General features: G+C 63.9%; 21 protein-coding genes. 1 reads left to right on the top strand and 20 read right to left on the bottom strand.

The window, feature by feature from the left end; translation table 11 throughout:
* Window position 1: 1 nt before the first annotated feature.
* The 13 genes from GPL20_RS21310 to GPL20_RS21370 form a co-directional block, all read right to left on the bottom strand.
* The gene (locus GPL20_RS21310; RefSeq protein ID WP_309143225.1) at window positions 2-2,026 is read right to left on the bottom strand and encodes a hydantoinase/oxoprolinase family protein; all 2,025 of its coding nucleotides are present in this window, start codon (window positions 2,024-2,026) and stop codon (window positions 2-4) included.
* A gap of 170 nt (window positions 2,027-2,196) precedes the next feature.
* A complete protein-coding gene (locus tag GPL20_RS21315; RefSeq protein ID WP_167533143.1) occupies window positions 2,197-3,156 on the bottom strand; it encodes an AraC-like ligand-binding domain-containing protein in 960 nt (319 codons plus the stop codon).
* A gap of 104 nt (window positions 3,157-3,260) precedes the next feature.
* Entirely contained in the window at window positions 3,261-4,226 is a 966-nt protein-coding gene (locus GPL20_RS21320) for a LysR family transcriptional regulator (protein WP_157331468.1), read from the bottom strand.
* A 179-nt stretch (window positions 4,227-4,405) separates the two neighbouring features.
* A complete protein-coding gene (locus tag GPL20_RS21325) occupies window positions 4,406-5,383 on the bottom strand; it encodes a 5-oxoprolinase subunit C family protein (protein WP_157331469.1) in 978 nt (325 codons plus the stop codon).
* Window positions 5,373-6,248, bottom strand: a complete 876-nt coding sequence (locus GPL20_RS21330; protein ID WP_157331470.1) for a 5-oxoprolinase subunit B family protein — start codon at window positions 6,246-6,248, stop codon at window positions 5,373-5,375. The genes GPL20_RS21325 and GPL20_RS21330 overlap by 11 nt, the downstream gene beginning before the upstream one ends.
* Window positions 6,249-6,291: 43 nt before the next feature.
* Complete coding sequence (locus tag GPL20_RS21335) at window positions 6,292-7,686, bottom strand: acetyl-CoA carboxylase biotin carboxylase subunit (RefSeq protein ID WP_157331471.1); 1,395 nt, start codon at window positions 7,684-7,686, stop codon at window positions 6,292-6,294.
* A gap of 17 nt (window positions 7,687-7,703) precedes the next feature.
* Window positions 7,704-7,946 (bottom strand): acetyl-CoA carboxylase, encoded by a 243-nt coding sequence (locus GPL20_RS21340; RefSeq protein ID WP_157331472.1) that lies wholly within the window; start codon window positions 7,944-7,946, stop codon window positions 7,704-7,706.
* 29 nt (window positions 7,947-7,975) lie between these two features.
* On the bottom strand, window positions 7,976-8,704 hold the full coding sequence (locus tag GPL20_RS21345; protein WP_157331473.1) for a LamB/YcsF family protein: 729 nt from the start codon (window positions 8,702-8,704) through the stop codon (window positions 7,976-7,978).
* Between the two features lie 77 nt (window positions 8,705-8,781).
* Entirely contained in the window at window positions 8,782-9,969 is a 1,188-nt protein-coding gene (locus GPL20_RS21350) for an ABC transporter substrate-binding protein (RefSeq protein WP_157331474.1), read from the bottom strand.
* 31 nt (window positions 9,970-10,000) lie between these two features.
* Window positions 10,001-11,074: a branched-chain amino acid ABC transporter permease gene (locus GPL20_RS21355; protein WP_157331475.1), complete on the bottom strand. Its 1,074-nt coding sequence runs from the start codon at window positions 11,072-11,074 to the stop codon at window positions 10,001-10,003.
* 4 nt (window positions 11,075-11,078) lie between these two features.
* Window positions 11,079-11,993 (bottom strand): branched-chain amino acid ABC transporter permease, encoded by a 915-nt coding sequence (locus tag GPL20_RS21360; RefSeq protein WP_157331476.1) that lies wholly within the window; start codon window positions 11,991-11,993, stop codon window positions 11,079-11,081.
* 1 nt (window position 11,994) lies between these two features.
* Window positions 11,995-12,717: an ABC transporter ATP-binding protein gene (locus GPL20_RS21365; RefSeq protein WP_157331477.1), complete on the bottom strand. Its 723-nt coding sequence runs from the start codon at window positions 12,715-12,717 to the stop codon at window positions 11,995-11,997.
* Window positions 12,714-13,475 carry an ABC transporter ATP-binding protein gene (locus GPL20_RS21370; protein ID WP_246250782.1) on the bottom strand — a complete coding sequence of 254 codons (762 nt, stop codon included), beginning with the start codon at window positions 13,473-13,475 and terminating at the stop codon, window positions 12,714-12,716. Before GPL20_RS21370 ends, GPL20_RS21365 begins: the two co-directional genes overlap by 4 nt.
* A 113-nt stretch (window positions 13,476-13,588) precedes the next feature.
* On the opposite strand from GPL20_RS21370, the gene GPL20_RS21375 reads away from it, so the two are divergent.
* The gene (locus tag GPL20_RS21375; RefSeq protein WP_157331479.1) at window positions 13,589-14,509 is read left to right on the top strand and encodes a LysR substrate-binding domain-containing protein; all 921 of its coding nucleotides are present in this window, start codon (window positions 13,589-13,591) and stop codon (window positions 14,507-14,509) included.
* Window positions 14,510-14,701: 192 nt separating this feature from the next.
* On the opposite strand, the gene GPL20_RS21380 is transcribed toward GPL20_RS21375, so the two are convergent.
* The 7 genes from GPL20_RS21380 to GPL20_RS21410 are packed head-to-tail and all read right to left on the bottom strand — an operon-like array spanning window position 14,702 to window position 20,906.
* Window positions 14,702-15,676, bottom strand: a complete 975-nt coding sequence (locus GPL20_RS21380) for a tripartite tricarboxylate transporter substrate-binding protein (RefSeq protein WP_157331480.1) — start codon at window positions 15,674-15,676, stop codon at window positions 14,702-14,704.
* A gap of 23 nt (window positions 15,677-15,699) precedes the next feature.
* The gene (locus GPL20_RS21385) at window positions 15,700-16,416 is read right to left on the bottom strand and encodes a GntR family transcriptional regulator (protein ID WP_157331481.1); all 717 of its coding nucleotides are present in this window, start codon (window positions 16,414-16,416) and stop codon (window positions 15,700-15,702) included.
* 23 nt (window positions 16,417-16,439) lie between these two features.
* Entirely contained in the window at window positions 16,440-17,180 is a 741-nt protein-coding gene (locus GPL20_RS21390; protein WP_157331482.1) for an SDR family oxidoreductase, read from the bottom strand.
* Between the two features lie 24 nt (window positions 17,181-17,204).
* Complete coding sequence (locus GPL20_RS21395; protein ID WP_246250783.1) at window positions 17,205-18,062, bottom strand: SDR family oxidoreductase; 858 nt, start codon at window positions 18,060-18,062, stop codon at window positions 17,205-17,207.
* A complete protein-coding gene (locus GPL20_RS21400) occupies window positions 17,990-18,370 on the bottom strand; it encodes a carboxymuconolactone decarboxylase family protein (RefSeq protein ID WP_157331484.1) in 381 nt (126 codons plus the stop codon). The genes GPL20_RS21395 and GPL20_RS21400 overlap by 73 nt, the downstream gene beginning before the upstream one ends.
* Window positions 18,371-18,398: 28 nt before the next feature.
* A complete protein-coding gene (locus GPL20_RS21405; RefSeq protein ID WP_157331485.1) occupies window positions 18,399-19,637 on the bottom strand; it encodes an ABC transporter substrate-binding protein in 1,239 nt (412 codons plus the stop codon).
* 33 nt (window positions 19,638-19,670) lie between these two features.
* Window positions 19,671-20,906, bottom strand: a complete 1,236-nt coding sequence (locus GPL20_RS21410) for an ABC transporter substrate-binding protein (RefSeq protein WP_157331486.1) — start codon at window positions 20,904-20,906, stop codon at window positions 19,671-19,673.
* Between the last annotated feature and the right edge of the window lie 12 nt (window positions 20,907-20,918).

Below are 20,918 nucleotides of genomic sequence, written 5' to 3' on the forward strand. Positions count from 1 at the left end.
CTCACTCCTTCACGCGGATGATGATGTTGAGATATTTGTCGACCTCGGCGCTGGCGCCGGGGGGTACGACAGTGGTCGCGTCGACCTGCTCGACGATTGCGGGGCCCTGGAAGGAGAAGCCGCAGGGCAGGTCGTCGCGCTCGTAGACAGGCGTGTCGAGCCCGTTGCCGTCGAACCAGACCCGGCGGCGGCCGACCGGCTCGGGGATCGCGCCGGTCGGTTCGTGAACGGCAAATTCGGCCTTGGGGACGATGCCGACCGCCTTCAGATTGAGGCGGAAGAAGCTGACCGGCGCGCTGTCGCGGCGGAAATTGTATTCGCGTTGATGCTCGGCATGGAAGCTCTGCACGAGGTCGGCGATCGTGCCGATTGGACGCGGTGCGTTGACGGCGAGCGAGCGCCACTGGCCGCGATACATCATGTCGATGGAGCGCTGGAGCAGGATATCCTTCTGGGCGACGCCCTCATGGGCCAGCCGCGCCATCGCATCCTTCTCGAGCGCTGCGAATTGCGCCTCGATGTCGGTCGCATCGGCATCGGCGGCGTCGACCATGCAGCTCTGCGAAAAATCGTGCTGCATGTCGACCAGCAGGCACCCGAGCGCCGAGGTCACGCCGGGATTGGGCGGCACGATCACGACGGGGATCGCGAGCTCGCGCGCGACATCGACCCCGTGCAGGGCGCCGGCGCCGCCGAAGGCCACCAGCGCGAAGTCACGTGGATCGTAGCCGCGGCTGATCGAGATCAGCCGCACCGCATCCGACATGTTGGCGTTGGCGACTTTGACGATGGCATCGGCGGCCTCGTGCAGTCCGAGGCCGAACGGCCTTGCGACGCCGTCCTCGACGGCCCGCTCGGCCAGCATGGGATCGAGCGTCACCTTGCCGCCGGCGAGTCGGGTGCCGAGCCGGCCCAGCGTGACATTGGCGTCGGTATTGGTCGGCTGCGTGTTGCCGTTGCCGTAGCAGGCCGGTCCGGGATGGGCGCCGGCCGATTGCGGACCGTTGCGCAACGAGCCGGCGGGATCGGTCCAGGCCAGCGAGCCGCCGCCGGCACCGATGGTGAGCACCTCGATCGAGGCAAAGCGGATCGGGTAGCCGAACTCGATGTGCCAGTCCTTGGTGATGCGCGACTGGCCCTCATAGGCCAGCGACACGTCGGTCGAGGTGCCGCCCATGTCGAGGCCGATCGAATTGGGGAAGCCGCAGAGACCGGCGATGTAGCGGCTGGCGATCGCGCCGGCGGCAATCCCGGAGCCGGCGAGGCGCGCGGCAAAGTCCTTCACGCTGGCCGGCGTCATCACGCCGCCGCCGGTGTGGAGCAGCAGGAGATCGCGGGAGTAGCCCTCGTGGGCGAGACGGTCGCCGAGCCGGCTCGTATAGTTGACGACGACCGGGCTGACGACGGCATTGGCGACCGTCGTCGAGAACCGCTCGTGCTCGAAGATTTCAGGAAGCACCTGCGAGGAGATCGACACGGGGACGTCGGGCATTTCCGCCAGCAGGATGTCGCGCATCGCGCGCTCGTTGGCGCCGTTGAGGTAGGCGTTCATGAAGCACACCGCGACCGCGACGACGCCGCGACGCTTGAGGATACGCGCGACGTTGCGCGCGGCCTCGACGTCGAGCGGTTCGATCACCTTGCCGCCTGCATCGACCCGTTCGGGCACGGTCAGGCGATCACGCCGAGGAACGTAGGGTTTGACGACGTCCTTGTAGGTGTCCCAAAGATCTTCCTTGTTGGCGCGGCGGATCTCGATGACGTCGCGGAAGCCCTTGGTCGTTACGACGGCGGTGCGGGGCAGGCGGCGGGTGATCAGCGCGTTGGTGGCGACCGTGGTGCCGTGCGAGAACAGCGCGACCTTGGACAGGTCGATGCCGGCCTTGGACACGCCGCCCATGATCCCGTCGATCGGATCGCGCGTGGACGCTGTTTTCTCGATCCGGATGAGGCCGGTCGTCTCATCCATGATGCAGATATCGGTAAAGGTGCCGCCGACATCGACGGCCACACGAAGGGTCTGCACCATGCGTCTTCCTTTCGAGCAAGCGTTTCGCCGATCATAGGCGGACCGGCGGCCCGGCTTCTTGACGCTGAGCGCAGGAAAACTTGTGCGAGAGAGCGACGGGCGGGCGTGCCCGCACGAGCGGCGGGTTGCCTAAGAAGCGGTCAACTGGTCGTCAGGTGACGTCGCTTTCAGGAATTGGAGCCGCGCGAGATCGCTCGCGCTTCGCTCGGTGTGCGGCCAAAGCGGCCACGATAGTTGCGGCTGAACTGGGCCTGGTCGGCAAAGCCGCCTTGATAGGCGATTTCGGAGATGCTCTTGCGGCAGTTGGGATCGCGCAGCAGCGCGTCGCACATCGAGAGGCGCTGGTTGCGGATATAGGCGCAGACCGTCATGCCCTCTCCCTCGAAGATCTGGTGCAGATATCGAAGCGAGATGCCGCAGCCGTCGGCGATCATCTGTGGCGTGAGCCGCATGTCGTCGAGGCGGCTGCGAATGAAATGTTCGCAGCGCAGCAGGTGGCCGTTGCGCACGGAGGAGGAGTGGCCGGTCAGCACGCGGTCGTCGGCTTCGATGGCCATCGCCAGGAGTTCGACGAGATGCCTGCCCATCATGGTGCGAGTCGCCTCGTCCATTTCGCCGATGCGTTCGCCGGCGAGGCGCAGCGTGTCGACGAACAGCGCGCCGACGCTGCGGCTGGCATCGAATTGCAGCGTGGCGAGACGTTCCGGGCGCGTGATGCGCTCGCGCAGGACCGCGCTTGGGATCTTCAGCACCCACAGCGCGGCCGGATCATGGTGGCTGAATTCGTAAGGCAAGTGGCTGCGCTCGATCACGAAGGCGCCCGGCCGGCAGCGTACGTCCTTGCCATCCTGCTCGAAGCGGATTTCGGCGAGCTCGGGAACGGTGATCAGAAAAGATTCTTCCCGCTCATTCTGGAGATGCCGCTCGTGGCGCTTGTAGAGCAGACCGTTCGCGATGTTTCGGGAAACGGCGACGGGCCCCATCGACCAGGCGCCCAGGCTGGCGCTGAAGTCGTTGCGGCTCGGAAAACGCAGGTCCAACGAGAAATACGTCTTTGAGACGACGTCCTGCCAGTACTGACGTCGGGCCTGCAACGAGATGTCAGTGGTCGCGTAGCTGACTTGCATGTCTCACTCCCCGCCGCCGGCTGTCCCGCCGGTCGTCGTGTCCCCCGCAAGTGTGACGAGGGCAGCCGGACGGCGTCAAGTCGAATAAAACGGAAACAGATATCTCAGATTTCGATTGCCTCCTCGGTCCGGTGCCCATGGTCGAGGCTGACTGGAGGCCTCGCCGGACCGACGCCGGCAACCGCAAAGCGCATGAAATCAAGGAATGCCCTGGCGGCTTCCGACAGCTTGGTGTCGCGCCGCCAGGCGAGGCCGACGTCCATGCTGGGAACCTCGTCCTCGATGATCCGGGTCTCGATCCTCTGGCCCTCGAGCGACCAGGGTCGGTAGATCAGATCTGACAGAATGGCGATGCCCATGCCGCCTGCAACCATGGAGCGCACGGCCTCGACCGAGGAGGTGCGGAAGACGGTTTTCGGTTCGAGCGCCGCGTGGGTCCAGTACCGCATCGAGGTGTGCTTGGCCTCGTCGACGGTGAGCATGACGTAGGGGTAGGTCGCGATCTCCGCGAGATGGACCCGCTCCGCGCGGGTCAGCGGATGCTCCGGCGCAAGCCACAATCGACGCGGCGAGCGCAGCAATGTTTCGCTGACGAGCATGGCATTGTCGCGCAGGTTCGAGACCAGCATCACCGCAAGATCGAGCGCACCGTCGACCAGTGCGCGCTCGAGCACGTCGCGCGGGGCCTCGAACAGCTCGATGGTGATGCCGGGAAAGCTCGCCTGGAAGCGCATCTGGTGGCGGGGCAGGAAATATCCCGACACGGTGTAGGTGACGCCGATGCGCACGGTGCCGAACAGCGGTCCCGCGGACATGTGCGTGCTCCGCACCGCTTCGGCGACCGCGGCGAGGATCTGGCGACCCTGGGACAGGAAACGACTGCCCTCCATGGTGACGGTGACGCCGTTCGGCGTCCGCTCCAGGAGGCGCGCGCAAACGGTTGCTTCGAGCTGCTGAATCGCCGCAGTGACCGCGGATTGCGAGACGTTGAGGTCGATGGCCGCCTGGCTGATGCGCCCAGTCTCGGCGGCGGCGACGAAATAGCGGATCTGTTTCAGAGAAACGGACATCGAGTTGTTCCGATGTTAACGCAGGTCATATGGTGTTTCTCAGCCCGAGCGTGTCCGTTGCAACTCTCGTGCCGAACGAGCATTGCTGCACAGCAGAGCAGATTCAGACGTGAGGCGCAGACACACCCGGTCGTCCCGGCCGGTGGGCGGCCAGGGCACCAGCAGATCGTGCACGGCAGCTACGCCAGGGCTGTGCGGAGCCTGCCCAGCAACTCTGCCCGGTCCTTGCGGGCCGCGATCGCCTGATCCATGCCGACCTTGACGAACTTCACCGGCGTGTTCGGCTGAAGCTGTCCGATCAGGTCCATATCGGCGGCGATGACGGTGCCGACCATGAAATAACCGCCGCCCGAGACTGCATCGCGATGCAGCACGATCGGCTCGGTGCCGCCTGGCACCTGGATCGAGCCGTAGGGATAGCAGGCGTCCGTGATATTGGACGGATCGGAGCCGGCGCCAAACGGCGGCTCGCGTGGTACGAATTCAAGCGGCTTGCCACCCTTGAAGCGATAGCCGATGCGGTCGGCCTCCGGCGCCACCTTCCAGGTGTCGGAAAAGAAACCGTTGCCGGCGGCCTCGGTGATGCGGTGCCAGTAGAGCCCCGGCATGGCACGCAGCTCCGTGGGCATGCCCGCCGGTTGACCGCGCAGGTCCTTTGCGACCGTGCGACCTTCCTTCGCGGCGGCTGCGGCCCTGCCAACCGGCAGTTCGTCGCCGGCCTCGAGCTTGCGGCCGTTGAAGCCGCCGAGCGCACCGAGCGCGTAGGTCGAGCGCGAGCCGAGAACGACGGGAACGTCGATGCCGCCGGCGACCGCAATATAGCCGCGCGCGCCCTGCTTGAGGAAATCGAACGAGAGGATCTGGCCGCGCTTCACCTTGAAGCTGGTCCATGTCTCGCGCGGCTCGCCATCGAGCTTTGGCGGCAGCTCGGCGCCGGTGATTGCGACGATCGCATCCTCGGTGAATTCGAGCTCCGGGCCCATGAACACGGCTTCGAGCACGGCCGCGCCTTCCGGATTGCCGACGAGCAGGTTGGCGGCAGCGAGCGCATGGCGGTCCATGCCGCCGGAGAGCGGGATGCCGATATGATAGTAACCGGGGCGCCCGAGGTCCTGGACGGTGGTCGCAAGACCCGGTTTCAACACCTTAATGGCCATGGAGGACTCCATCGAGCTTGCGGTTATAGGCGTCAATGTCGCGGTTGAACTCGGTCAGCGAGAACGAGACGTCACGGATGACCGGCGCGAAGCGGCCGGCATCGACGTCGGCGACCGCCGCGTCATAGGCCGCCCGGTCGATCGGCTTCCACTTCACGATATCGCCGGGTTTGAACAGGCACATGAAGTCGCGCAGATAGCTGATCTTCTGATTGGGATCGTAGATCGGCATCGGCGTGATGCCGAACATCTGATAGCCACCGGCGCCGCGTACCGAATAGATGCAGCTGAAGCACCCGCCGTGCCCGACGGTCAGCTTCGGCGTGTCGGTGCGCGGGCGCAGATATTTCGGCGCCTGAAGCTGCCGCTCGCGCTCCACCATCTGGTAGAGGAAGGGCAGGCCTGCGACGAAGCCGACCATCGAGACGAACCACGGAGCGCTCGAATGCGCCTTGATGAAGGCATCGACGCCATCGAGGCCGTTGATGCGCGCAGCGTATTCGAGGTCGGTCCCGTTCGGATCCTGGTGACGCTCGCGGAAGCGCATCAAGGTGTCGTGCGTCCAGGGATCGTTGTAGAGCACGGGGATCTCGATGATCCGCGTCTTGATCACCGGCTCGGACTTTTCGGACCCGGCGTCAAGCCGCTTCAGCTCGACGAGGAGATCGTCCGGCTTGATCTGATCAGGATCGAACTTGATCTGATAGGATGCATTTGCCGGGCAGATCTCGGTCACGCCCTTGATCTTGGCGTCGCGCACCGCATTGGTGACGAAGAGGCTCTTGAAGAATGCCTCCAGCGACATCGCCTCGCCAACTTCGGCGAAGATGTGCTCATCGCCGCCGAAGGAAAATCGGGTTTGCATGACTAGCGGCCTCCTGTTGTTGACGGGGCGGGTTCTCTCGCGATCATGGGGCGACCTTTGCGGCTGGTGACGGTGCCGCGAGCGTCGCGGCATGAGATTCAAGCCAAGGCTCGAGCCAGGCTGTGTGGAAGCAGCCGGCTTGTACGTCGGCATCGCGGGCCAGCGCCTCGTGCAGCGGCTTTGTCGTTGCGAGGCCCTCGACGTTGAGCTCGGCGAGGGCGCGTCGGAGCTTCAGGATCGCGCCCGACCGATCCTTGTCGTGGACGATCAGCTTGCCGAGCAGACTGTCGTAGAAGGGCGGAACGGTGTAGCCCTGATAGAGCATGCTGTCGAAGCGCACGCCGTCGCCGACTGGCACGGCGAGCGCGCTGACGGTGCCGGGGTTCGGCAGGAAGTTCCTCGCGGGATCTTCGGCGTTGATGCGGACCTCGATCGAATGGCCGCTGACGCGCACCTCGTCCTGGTGGATGCGCAGGCGCTCGCCGCCGGCGATCCGGATCATCTCGCGCACGAGATCGATTCCGGTCACCATCTCGGTCACGGGATGCTCGACCTGGATGCGGGTGTTCATCTCCAGGAAATAGAATTCGTGCGTTCTGTCGTCGTAGAGATATTCGAGCGTTCCGGCGCCGCGATAGCTTACTGCCTTCGCCAGTGCGACGGCAGAGGCGCAAAGCTGTTCCCGGATGGCCGATGCCAGCGAAGGCGAGGGCGCTTCTTCCCAAACCTTCTGCCGGCGGCGCTGCAATGAGCATTCGCGCTCGTAGCAATGGATGACGTCATGTCCGTCACCGAGTACCTGCACCTCGATGTGCCGTGCGCCTTCGACCAGCTTTTCGACATAAAGCCCGCCATCGCCGAAGGCGGCGAGCGCCTCGGCCTGCGCCTGCGGCATCAGGTGATGAAACTCTTCCGCCGAACGCGCAATCCGGATGCCGCGTCCGCCGCCACCGGCTGCGGCCTTGATCATCACCGGGAAGCCGGTCCTTTCGACCAGCGCGAAGGCGGCCTCCGCGGAGTCCAGGCGTCCCTGGCTGCCGGGGACGGTTGGAACGCCGGCTGCGGCCGCGGCTTCGCGCGCCGCGACCTTGTCACCCATCAACCGGATCGATTGTGCAGTCGGACCGACGAAGATCAACCCCGTCGCCTCGACGGCCGCCGCGAACTCGGCATTCTCGGCCAGGAAGCCGTAGCCGGGATGGATAGCGTCTGCTCCGGTGCTCCTGGCCGCATCGAGGATGACGGCCTGGTTGAGATAGGATTTCGACGCTTGCGGTGGGCCGATCTCGACCGTTTCGTCGGCGAGCCTGACGGCAAGCGAGTCCTTGTCGGCCTTGCTGTACACCTGGACGGTCGCAATGCCGAGCTCGCGCGCTGCGCGGATGATGCGCACCGCGATCTCGCCGCGATTGGCTATGAGGAGTTTTTCGATCGCCATGGAGGAACCGGTGAGCCTCAAACGTCGATTTCGGCAATCGGTTGCCCGGCCATGACGGGCTCTTCGTTCTCGGCGAGGAACCGCAGGATCTTGCCGGCGGCGCCAGCCTTCACCTCGTTGAACGATTTCATCACTTCGATTAGCCCGATCGTGTCGCTATCGGCGACCACGTCGCCGTCGCTCTTGTAGGCCGGCTTGTCGGGGGCCGGCTTGCGATAGAAGATGCCGGGAAGCGGCGAGAAGATCTGCTGGGTTGCCATGGGTCTCCCTCTCGATTTCGGTGCGTCGGTCAGCGTGCGGTGAGATAGGGGCGGACCGCCTCGCGAACGGCCTCTGCGATCGCGACGGCGTTGGGCGTGTCGGAATGGATGCAGATCGAGTCCGCCCCGACCGGAATGTCGTTTCCGGCAACCGACCGCGTCTTGCCCTCGTTCACGGCGCGCGTGCAGCGCGAAGCGGCATCGACGGGGTCCTTGGCCTCGTGCTCGCGGGTGATGATGAGGCTGCCGTCGGCATTGTAGTCGAGGTCGGCATAATATTCGGCGACGAAGGTGTGGCCGCGCCGTTCATAGACCTTCTGATGCAGCGTTCCCTTCATGCCGAGCAGCGGTACCTTGTAGACGTCGGCGGCGTCGGCGACGGCTTCCGCGATCTCCTCGTTCCGGGATGCCATGCCGTAAAGCGCGCCGTGCGGCTTGATATGGTTGAGCGCCATTCCCTCGGCATCCAAGAACGCCTTGAGTGCGCCAATCTGATAGAGCAGGCAATTGGCCAGCTCTTCGCGGCTGATCTTCATCTCCCTGCGGCCGAAGCCCTGGAGATCCGGGAGCGAGGGGTGCGCGCCGACCTTGACGCCGAACTCCTTGGCGAGCTGCACCGTCTTGCGCATGTGATTGAAGTCGGAGGCATGAAAGCCGCAAGCGACGTTGGCGACGTCGATATGGGGCATCAGCGCCTTGTCGTCGCCCATCTTGTAGAGGCCGTAGGCCTCACCCATGTCGCAGTTGATCACGACCATCTCTCCATTTCCTCCAAAACAGCTTTGCAGACGAAGGGGTTGCGCCGCCTCGGGGGCGCGAGGCAGCGCATCCCGGCTTACTTGGACACCAGATAGTCGACCGGAATCTTCTCCGAGATCGTCCACTGATCAACGACGCGTGGCTTGCCCGCCTCGGTGTTGACGATCAGGTAACGGCCCTGGTTCTGGTGGTGGATCTCCTTGGTGAAGGTGCGCGGGCCGAACAGCGTCGGCTCGTTGTTCATCTTCTCGAGCTCGGCCACGACGGCGGCCGCATCGGTCGACTTGGCGCGTTCGACCGCCTTGGCCCAGACGTCGATCAGGACGTAGCCCGGATAGACGTACTGGCTGGACGGATCGCCGCCGGTGACCTCCTTGTACTTCTTGTTGAACTCGTTGACCTTCGGATTGGGATCGTCGCCATAGACCGAGCCCTGCACCGGAACGTAGAAGTTCGACAGATCCGGCGTGGCGTTCAACCAGTAGCTGCCGTCGACGCCCGAGCCGTTCAGGATCATCGATTTGATGCCGGCGGCGCGGATCTGCTTAATGGCTGAGACTGCGCCCGGCATCATCGTGCAGAGCATGATGGCATCGGGCTCCTTCGGCAAGCCCTTGATGCGGGTGATCTGCGAGGCAATCGAGGCATCGTCGTTCTTGAAGGTGTCGCTGCCGACGAGCTTGGCCTCCTTCAAGTGCGGCAGCTGCCAATCGAAGCCGTCGCAAATGCCTTTGTTGTAGACCGTCCAGCTATCGAGCAGACGGTAGAAGGTGCGCGCATTCTTCTTGTTGTAGGCCCATTCCGACATGGTCGCGCCTTGCACGGCCGCCAGTACGGACGCCGAGAACGAGAAGGGACCGACGCCGGGAATGCCGGCCTTGATCGATTCGGCGCAGAGGAAGAAGGAGACCTTGCCGGCCGCCTGCGCTTGGAGCGCTGCCGGCGCACCGAAATCGTAGTCGCAGGAGACGATCACGAGGTCTGCGCCCTGGTCGAGCACCGCAAGACCGGCCTTGGCGCCTTCAGCCTGGTCGGTCTTGGTGTCGGCGAAGACAGGCTTGATCTTCTTGCCGAGCAGGCCGCCGGCCTTGTTGATCTCGTCGATCCGGATCAGCGCCGCATCCTGCGCCGGCTTGTCATAGGCCTGCATGAATCCGGATGCCGCGGTCGCAAAGCCGATGACGATCTCGTCGGCGGCCTGAGCAGGCGTGAACCAGAGCGTGGATGCTCCGGCCATGATGCTGAGTAATGTCGTAAAACGCATGAGCCACTCCTCCAATTGAGCAAAACGAACGTCAGTTCAGTTCCTTCAGGGCCGTCTGCACGGGGCGCGCCAGCGGCCGCTGCAATGGCCATCCGCGCCAGGAGAACTCCCGATTTCGGCTCAGTCCCGTGGGCAGGTACATCAGCATCACGATGGTGATGGCGCCGATTGCGATCTCCTGAGCACCGTTCGGCAATGCGATGGTATGGCCGCCAAGGCTGATGCCCTTCTCGAGATTTCGGAACAGCTCGATGAGCACCGACATCACGACGACGCCCGAGACGGCACCGCTGAGGCTGTACATGCCGCCGACCACCAGCATCGACAGCGTGACGAAGGTCGTCCGCAGATAGAACGCGCCGGGATTGACGATGCTCAGGAAGTGCGCGTAGAGCGCGCCGGCGAGCCCGATGATGAAGGCGCTGACGACGAAGGCGATCAGCCGCTCGCGGACGATGTTGATGCCCGAGGCGCTTGCCGCGACCGCCTCGTCGCGCGTGGCGCGTAGCGCAAGTCCGGAGCGCGAGATCGAATAGAGATAGGCGATCACGATGGCGGCCGTTGCGCCGAGCCATCCGATCCAGACGTTCATGGTCGGCGGAATGCCGACGATCGAGCCTTGTCCACCCGTCACCGAGTCCCAGTTCGAATAGACATTGTTGACGACGCCAAGCAGGCCGAAGGTCGCGATCGAAGCGGCAATGCCCGACAGGCGCATGATCACGCGTCCGATGATCAGCGCGAATATCGCCGCGAACAGACCCGAGATCGGGGTCGCCACCCACATCGGCAGTTGTGTGTGGAGCAGCCAAGCCGGCAATCCCTTGAGTGTGATCGACTTCATCACCGGCGGGATGGCGAGCCATGCGGTCATGTAGGCGCCAAGGCACATGAAGCTGATATGGCCGAACGACAGCAGGCCCGAATTGCCGACGAAGACGTAGAGCCCGACGACGACCATGATGTTGATGAACATCTCAACCGCGGTGCGATTGAAGGCCCGACTGCCGAATTGATAGGTGAGGGCGGCCATGATGAGCAGCGCCACGATCAGGATGATCGGTGTCACGATCGTCTGCCGGATGACGGATGGCCGCGTCGACATTCGATCAAACTCTCTGCTTGGCGGATTTCGGTGCAAACAGGCCCTGCGGCCGCACCAGGAGCACGACGATGACGGCGCCGTAGACGAAGGCGTCGCGGAACACACGGGCGTCGTGCGGCAAGGTCGCCTGGAATACGACACTCGCCGCGCCGATCAGGAATCCGGCGGCTACCGCACCGGGAATGCTGCCGAGGCCGCCGATCACGGTCGCGATGAAGGCGATGAGCATCACGTTGGCACCCATGCCGATATCGGCGGTGCCGGAATTGGTGGCCAGGATCAGGCCGATCGCCGCTGCCAGCATGCCGCTGATGGCGAAGGCGAGCAGGATCACGCCATTGGCGCGGACCCCGAGCATGCGGGCCATGGTGAAATTCTCGGCCGCCGCGCGCATCTCCAGGCCGTAGCGTGTGCGCTTGAGGAACAGGACGAGCACGACGAGCACGACCAGCGTGATCATGATGGTCACGACCTGGAGCATAGGAATGTGGGCACCGAGAAACTCGACCGGCAGGCCGAGGCTCGGCCACAGCGTGATGGATTTCGGCCGGCTCGAATACAGCATCAGAAGCAGGTGCCGGATGACGAAGCCGAGCGCGAAGGACGCGATCATCATCGTCGCCGGATTTGTGTTGCGGAAGCGACGGAAGACGACGATCTCGGACAGGATCGAGAGCACAGCGCCAATCAGAAGCAGAAGCGGGATCAGCAGATAGAAGGGTAGCCGGCCGGCAAACACGATCGCTGCCGCGTCGATCGAAGGCCACAGCATCGCGAACACGCAGAAGGCGATGAAATCGCCGTGAGCGAAATTGACGAGCCGCATGACGCCGAAAATCAGGGCGATGCCGAGTGCACCCAGCGCATAGAGGCTGCCAAGGCTCAACGCGTCGAAGACGATCTGGAGGACGTCGGTCATCTCAGTGATCTCCGAAGCCGAAATAGGCCTGCTTCAGGCGATCGTCCTTGATCATGTCGGCGGCGGCGCCCTCCAGAACGATGCGGCCGCCGCGGATCAGGACCATCCGCCCGCCGGTCATCATGGCCCGGGTCGAGCTTTGCTCGACGATGAGGAGCGTGAGTTTCCGCTGAGCGCGCAGCCGCACCAGGATCTCATAGACCTGGTCGATGATCTTGGGCGCAAGACCGAGCGACGGTTCGTCGATGGCCATGATGCGCGGCGCGGCCATCAGGGCGCGGCCGATTACGAGCATCTGCTGCTGGCCGCCGGAGAGCATGCCCGCCGGAGTGCGGCGACGCTCGGCCAGCATCGGGAATTCCTCGTAAATGGACTCCAGATCGTCGGCGATCCTCTTCCGGTCGCGCCGCATGCCGGTGCCGACCTTCAGATTCTCCTCGATCGTCAGTGCGCCGAAGACGTTGCGCCCCTCGGGCACCAGCGAAAAGCCGCGCCTGGCGATGTCTTCGGGCGAATTGCCCGTGACCCTCGCACCGTCGATGATGATGGAGCCGGAGCCGGCCGGCACGACGCCCGCGATGGCGTTGAGCAGGGTCGACTTGCCGGCGCCGTTCGGACCGGTGACGAACAGAATCTCGCCCTCGTCGATCTTCAGCGTCACGCCGCGTAGGGCGGTAAGGCGTCCATAGCTGACTGTGATGTCGTCGACAGCGAGCAGCGTCATGACGCGACCGCCGCTTCCGCGACGATTGGCGGAATCAACTCGTCGCGCTGCGTCCCCATGTAAGCGTGCCGTACCGCATCGCTGTCGCGAATTTCCGCAGGCGTGCCGACTTCGATGATCTCGCCGGAGTCGAGGACGAAGATCCGCTCGCAAAGTTCGAGAACGAGACCGATATTGTGCTCGATCAGGAGCACGCCGACATTCAGTTCACCGGCGATCCGCCGGATGATGGCCGCAAGATCGTGGCTTTCATGTTCGGACATGCCGGCTGCCGGCTCGTCGAGCAGGAGATAGCGCGGCGTGCACATGATGGCCCGGCCGATGGCAACGCGCCGCTCGTCGGTATAGGGCAGGGCACCCGCGATGGTGTTGGCCAGACTGGAAATACCGAGCCAGGCCAGGACGCGCTGGGCTTCCGCGATCGCATCGCGGCGGGTCTGGCCGAGACCGACGCCGGTCACCTCCAGGTTGTCCACGACCGGCAGATCGCGGAAAAGTCGACCCGACTGAAAAGTGCGCGCGACGCCTTTGTGTCGGAGCTTGTGCGCCGCAATACCGTTGAGCGGCTCTCCTTCCAGTTCGATGCTGCCGGCGCCAACCGGCTGAAAACCTGTCAGCACATTGATAAGGGTGGTCTTGCCGGCCCCGTTCGGGCCAATCAATCCAGTGATACCTCCCCGTGGCACGGCAAGTGTAACGTCCGACAGCGCTTTCAAGCCTTCGAATTGGACGCTGACATCGCGAGCGACCAACTCCAAGCCATCAGACCTCATCTCAACGCCTTCTCACCCGCGAACCGATAGATTGATTTTTCCGTTCCACCGGGTGATTGTAAAATTCGAAATATCGTTCGCTGATATCGGAAATTTTGATGCCTCTGACATTCCGTCAGGTTCGACATTTCATCGCAACGGCCGAGACCGGTCGCGTTTCGGCCGCCGCTGCGGCGCTGAGCGTGACACAGTCGGCGGTGACGGCGTCCATCAAGGCGCTCGAAGCGGAGCTCGGCCGCAAGCTGTTCGACCGCCACTCGAACGGCGTGACGCTGACCTTCGACGGGCAGGAGTTCTTGCAGCGCGCCCGCACGATCGAGGCGAGCGTGTCGGATGCGATGCGCGGCCCGCATCGCTGGGGGACGCAGGTCGACGGTACCGTCGACGTGGCTGTCAGCTATACTGTCGCCGGATATTTCCTGCCGCCGCTATTGTCGCGCTTCTGGCGGTCGTTCCCGGGCATCACGGTGCGTCTGCACGAGTTTCAGCGCGATGCGATCGAGCAGAGTCTGGTCAGTGGCAGCGTCGATGCGGCGATCATGCTGGTCTCCAACCTGCATGATCGCCACTCCATTCGCTCGCGGCTGTTGCTGCGCTCACCGCGTCGCCTGTGGACCTGCGCCAATCATGCGCTCCTCCGCAAAGAGAGCATCAAACTCGCAGATCTGGCCAGCGAACCCTATCTGATGCTGACCGTCGACGAAGCCGAACGAGCTGCCATGCGTTACTGGCAGCATACGACGCTCGTTCCGAACGTCATCTTCCGCACGTTGTCGGTCGAGGCCGTCCGCAGCATGGTTGCGACCGGCATGGGAATCACGATCCTTTCAGACATGGTCTATCGTCCCTGGTCGCTCGAGGGACATCGCATCGATCTCAAGACTCTCGATGACGACGTTCATACCATGGATGTGGGACTTGCCTGGAAGGCCGAGGCGAAGCTGTCTCCGGCGGGGCGCGCGTTCTGCGAGTTCGTCGCCCACTCCTATCCCGGATCGGAGCCGGTCCAGTTCGACTGATGAAGATCGGCTTGACACTTGATCTCGTCGTTTTTGCCTGGCCGTAATTGGCTCACGCTGGTCCATGATGGATTGGACTGGGAGTTCAGGTCTTTCAATCGATTCGGAGGCGACGTGTGCACCAGGAAATCCGAAAAGAATCTCGTCACAGGCAGGTAGTTTGCCAGATTGGTCGCCGCCTCGAGCTGGTCTCTATTGCGGCTCGATTCCGGCCGCTTTGATAATCCGTGCCCACTTGCCAATCTCGGACCTCAAGAAAGCTTCGAGCGCATCCGGCGTTGCACGCTCGGGCTCGACCGGAGCCATGCTTAGCTCGGCAAAGCGGCTGATCAGGGCCGGATCCTTGAGCGCGGTCTGGAGCGCGCCGACCAGATGGTCAACCACCGGCTTAGGCGTGCCGCGCGGCGCGTAGAGGCCGTACCAGGTCGTGACGTTGAACTCGGGAACGCCGGCCTCTGCCGAGGTTGGCACTTCAGGCAGCGTCGCGACACGTGTCTTGCTGGTGATCGCGTAGCCCTTGATCGTCTTTGACTGGATGTACGGCGTCGGTCCGGTCGCGGGATCGCAATAGACGTCGATGTGGCCGGCGATGACATCGTTCAACGCGGGACCGCCGCCCTTGTAATAGATTTGCGAGAGCTTCGTATCGGTCGTGTTCATGAACATCAGGCCGCAGAGCTGCGAGGCCGAGCCGAGACCGACATTGCCGAAGGTCATCTTGTCGCCCTCGCTGCGGATGCGCGCGATCATCTCGCTCAAATCCTTGGCCGGAAAATTTGGCCGGGCCACCAGGATCATCGGCACGTCGGTGACAAGTCCGATCATGGCGAAGTCGCCGACCGGGTCGAACGGCAGTTTTGCGTAGAGCGCGGGCGCAGTGGCCTGGCCGACATGCATCAGCAGCAGCGTGTAGCCATCGGGCGCAGACTTGGCGACGCGGTTGGTGCCGAGCGTTCCGCCGGCGCCGACGACATTCTCGATGACGATGGACTGCTTCAGCGTCGCGCTCATGGCATTGCCGAGGATGCGCGCTATGACGTCGCCGGGGCCGCCGGCGGAGAAGGGCACGATCATCGTGACCGGGCGAGTGGGATAGTCATCCGCGATCGCGGCGCCGCAGGGGTAGAGCAGGAAAAACAGGATCAGCGATCGTACGAGATACGTCATCGAACACTCCCTGGCGGCATTTTTTAGTCGTCGGAAGGCGCCGCCTCCTTGGCCGCCGACGATTTCTCGATCATGTCGAGCGCGGCCACGGCGGCCGCATTGATGTGGTCGACGCAGCAGCGCTCGGCGAGGTCCGCATCGCCGCTCTGGATCGCGCGCCAGATCGCGGTGACCTCGCGCAGGCTCTTGTTGATCCGCTTCGGCTGAGACATCGACGTGATCCGCAACAGCTGGATCCGGTCGTGCAGCGGCTTGAGCATGCGCTCGATGAAGGCATTGCGGCAGCCGCCGATCAGTGCGGCGTAAAAGTCGGTCTTGGCCTCGAGGCACCCGACGAGATCCTGTTTGGCCGCGGCGGCCTTCAGCCGCGTCAGGGCCTCCCCGATCCGGCGTGCCACTTCCGGGTCATGCAGCCTGGCGCATTCGCGGCCGGCAAAGCCTTCGAGGACCGCGCGTGCTGCATAGAGTTGCCGGGCCTCCTCGAGGCTGATCGTGGAGACCACGGGGCCGCGGTGCGGAACCGTATTCACCAGCCCGTCCGCCTCGAGCGCGCGTAGCGCTTCACGGATCGAAGGGCGGCTGACACCCATCATCTCGCAGAGCTCGCGCTCGACCAGGCGCTGGCCCGGTTTGAGCGTGCCGGACATGATCGCCTCCCGCAGCTTTTGCGCGACCATCGCCCGGACGGTCGGGACGTCCTCGATGCGGAGTGTCGACTGCAATTCGCTACGTCTTTCCATGTCCGGGTCCTGTTCGGGAAAACTCAGTACCGGTTTACAGGCAGAATCATCATTTCGGCAATTTGAACGTGGGCTGGCTGATCGAGGGCAAAGACGATGGACCGGGCGATATCGGCGGGATCGAGCGCCATCCTGAACTGGTCGAAATAGTCCTTTTCCTTCCGCGTATCGCCGCGGTAGCGGGTCAGGATGATGTTGGTCCGGGTCAGTCCGGGCTGCAGCTCGGTCACCCGGATCGCGGTTTCCGCCAGCTCACCCCGGAGGGTCTCGGTGAACATGTGCACACCCGCCTTGCTGGTGCTGTAGGCGGCCATGTCAGGGACAATCCGGACGGCGTTGATCGAACTGATGTTGACGACATGGCCGGCATTGCGGCGGACCATGTCGGGGAGGATCGCGCGGGTCACGCGCATCAGGCCGATCAGATTGGTCTGGATGATGTTGGACCAGTCGTCGGCGGAGCCGATGTCGAAGCGGGTCCGCCCGCCGATATCGTGACCGGCATTGTTGATGAGGACGTCGACCGGCTTGAAATGACCGGGAATCGCGTCCGGCAGGCCATCCACAGCCTGTGCGTCGCTGATATCGAGCTGGATCGGAAACACCGCATTGCCGGCGGTGGACGCCAGCTCCTGAAGCGCCTTGGCGTCGCGATCGACCAGCACGACGCGGCGGCCGCTATCCAGCAGTGCCTTGGTGATGGCGCGTCCCATGCCGCCGGCGGCACCCGTCAGCACGACGGTCTGGCCCGATTGTTCAGTCATCGCAGCACTCCCATTCCAATGTGCTCATGCCACCGACCAGCCGCCGTCGATCGGCAGGCTGGCGCCGGTGATGTCGTTTGCGGCGGGGCCACAGAGAAAGACGACCATAGCGGCGACGGCATTCATTTCGACGAAACGTTGCGTCGGCTGCCGCTCGCCTAGATATTCGCGGGTCACGTCGTCGACCGCACGGCCACTATTCGTAGCGATGCCGGCGATCTTGTTGAGGATGGCGGGCGTCGGCAGCGTGCCGGGGCAGATCGTGTTGCAGGTGATGCCGCTGCGGGCTGTCTCGATGGCGACGGCGCGGGTAATACCCAGAATTGCGGTCTTGGTGGTGACGTAGTCGATGCGATCCTCAACCGCGCGGCTTGAGTAGATCGAGCCCAAATTGATGATCCGGCCCCAGCCGCACTGCTTCATTGCCGGCAGCGCCAGGCGGATCAGATGGAACGGCGCCGAGAGGTTGACGGCGAGCGCGTGTTCCCATTTCTCGGGAGGGAACTGCTCGACGGGGGAGAAATGCCTGATAACGGCGTTGTTGACGAGTATGTCGATCGCGCCGCAGCGGGCGAGCAGATCGGCCACCATCGCCTCGATTGCGTCGCGCTGAGACAGATCGACGCCGGCCGCGATGGTCTTCACGCCGAAGCGGGCGCGCAGTTCGTCCGCGGCCTGCTTCGGCGCGACAAGATCGTGAAGGACAATGTTGGCGCCCGCGCCGGCAAGGCCTTCCGCGACAGCCAAGCCAAGGCCGGCGGTTGCGCCGGTCACGAGTGCCCATTTGCCCATCATCGTCTGGTGCTCCGTTATTTCTTGTCGAGCTCGGCGAAGACTTCCTTCGCGTTCCGGAACGCATCGACACCTGCCGGAACGCCGCAATAGATCGCGACCTGCATGAAGACTTCGCGGATCTCTTCGCGCGTGGCGCCGTTGGCGAGCGCGCCGCGGACGTGGGTTTTCAGCTCGTGCGGGCGATTGAGTGCACAGAGCATTGCGAGGTTGAGGAAGCTGCGGGTCTTCCGCGTCAGACCCTCGCGGCTCCAGACGTAGCCCCAGCAATATTCCGTGGTGAGGTCCTGCATCGGGCGATTGAATTCGTCCGCGGATGCGATCGCCTTGTCGACGAACTCGTTGCCCAGCACGCTCTTGCGGATTTCGAGGCCGCGGTCGTAAGTCGCCTTGTCCATGTTGTTCTCCGTTCCTTGTTCGGCGTTGTCAGCTCTTCGGCCAGAACGGCTTTGCCAATGCAAGCTCTGGCGGGAACACCGTCACCGGCACGCCGGTCTGCCATTGCACGATGGTCATGCCGGCCCCGACGCGGCGGCCTTTCTCGTCGAACTTGATCTCACCCAGCGGGTAATACTTGGAGGGGCCGCCATCCATGGTGCGCAGCGCCTCGCCGACGGCGACGCGCTCGGCCTTGCCGGCCCTCTCCAGCGCGTCCTTGATCACCCACATGTCGCCATAGGTGGAGATCGCGTTCTGCGTCATCCACGGCTCCTTGTAGCGGGTCTTGAGTTCGGCGATCAGCGCCTCATGACCCTTGGCGCCCCAGCTCGCGACGCAGGTCAGCACGCCCTGGAGCAGTTCGGGGCTGACGGTCTGCAGCATGTCCGGCTCGGCGATCGCGATGCCGAACGAGATGGTCGGCACCTTGCCCTGGCCGAGGCCGAACTCGTTCATCTTCTCGAGCAGCAGCTTTGCGTCCGAAATCACCGTCGGCAGGAAGAACAGCAGGTCGGGTTTTGCCGAGCGGATCTTCTGCACCAGCGACGTCGCGTCCGCCAGCGGCGGTGTGAACGTCTCGTCGACGATCAGCTGCAGCTGGTTCTCCGCCAGCAGGCCCTCGCGCATCGCCTTTGCGGAAGCGATCGAGGCCCCCGTGTTGTCGGTCAGGATCGCGACCGTCTTCGGCCGCTTGCCTGAGGCCGTCTCCGCCAGCTTGATGAGCTGCGGCAACGCCTGCTTGGCCTGCGAGCCCGCGGTAGCGGCCGTCTGAAACACGTATTTGAAGCCGCGCTCGGTGATGAGGTCGGAGTAGGAGAGGGTGAGCATAGGCAGGTTTGCGCGCTCGGTGACCTCGGTCACCGCGAGCGTGAACGAGGACAGATAAGCGCCGCTCGCCGCAACCAGATCGGTCTCCTGCGCGACCATGCGCTGGGCGGCGTTCTTGGCCTTCTCGGTGGTGTCGCCGGAATCGAGCACGACGAGCTTCAGCTTGGCACCGCCGAGCGCCTTGATGCCACCTTGCGCGTTGATGTGATCGACCGCCATCTCGGCGCCTTCGCGCATCACCGTGCCCGGGCGGGCATAGAGCCCGGAGATCGGCACCAGCAGGCCGACCTTGACCTCGGCAGGTTGCTGCGCCCAGGCGGCGCGGGATGCGATCAGCGTGCCGGAGGCGCCAGCGAGCAATGTTCGGCGCGTGATCGTAATCTTGCTCTTTGCAGTCATGACAATTCTCCTCCCTGAAAATCGCGCGACGCTTTAGGATTTCTTCGGCCAGAACGGCTGAGCCTGCGCGAGGTCGGGCGGATAGACGGTGACAGGCACGCCCGATTGCCATTGCGCGATGACGACGCCGGCGCCGACTCGGCGGCCCCTCTCGTCGAATTTGAGCTGACCTCCCGGATAGTATTTCGACGGGCCGGCATCCATGGTGCGGAAGGCCTGCGCGACGGCATTGCGGTCGGCCTTGGCAGCTTTCTCCAGCGCCTCCTTCATCAGCCACATGTCGCCATAGGTCGAGATGACGTTCTGCGTCATCCAGGGCTCCTTGTATTTGGCCTTGAGCTCGGCGATCAGGGCCTCGTGGCCCTTCGAACCCCAGTTGGCGACGATGGTCATGATGCCCTGTACGGTCTCCGGGTTCACGCTCTGGAGCATGTCCGGTTCGGCGATGGTGATGCTGAAGGACACGGTTGGGATCTTGCCCTGGCCGAGGCCGAACTCGCTGATTTTCTCCAGGCCGAGCTTGGCGTCCGACACTGCATTCGGCATGAACAGCAGCAGATCGGGCTTGGCGGAGCGAACCTTCTGGATCAGCGGCGTCGCATCCGACAGGGGCGGGGTCCAGACTTCCTCGACGACGAGCTGGAGGCCTTCCTGCGCGAACAGCTTTTCCTTGAGCGCCTTGGCTGTGGCGACCGAGGTCGCCGTGTTGTCCATCAGCATCGCCACAGTCTTCGGCTTCTTGCCCGAAGCATTCTCGGCGAGCTTCATCAGCGTCGGCAGGCCGAGCTCGGACTGGCGGCTCGCGGTGGCCGCGGTCTGGAAGATGTATTTGAAGCCGCGGTCGGTCAAAAGGTCGGAATAGGACAGCGTCAGCACCGGCAGTTCGGCGCGCTCGGTCACCTCGGTGACCGCGAGCGTGAAGGAGGAGAGATAGGAGCCGGTGGCGGCGACCAGATCGGCCTCCTGCGCCACCATGCGCTGAGCTGCATTCTTGGCCTTCTCGGTGGTGTCGCCGCAGTCGATCACGACCAGCTTCAGCTTGGCGCCGCCGAGTGCCTTGATGCCGCCCTGCGCGTTGATGTGCTCGATGCCCATCTCGGCGCCCATCTTCATCACCTGGCCGGGGCGGGTGTAGATGCCCGACAGCGGCACGATCAGCCCGACCTTGACCTCGGCCGGTCCTTGCGCGCGAGCCACGCCGGCAAGGCCGACGGCGGCAGCGCCTGACAGCACAGTTCGGCGCGAGAGTCCCTTCGATGCCTTGTTCATTGTGTTCTCTCC

Source organism: Bradyrhizobium cajani (assembly GCF_009759665.1).
Lineage (GTDB): Bacteria > Pseudomonadota > Alphaproteobacteria > Rhizobiales > Xanthobacteraceae > Bradyrhizobium > Bradyrhizobium cajani.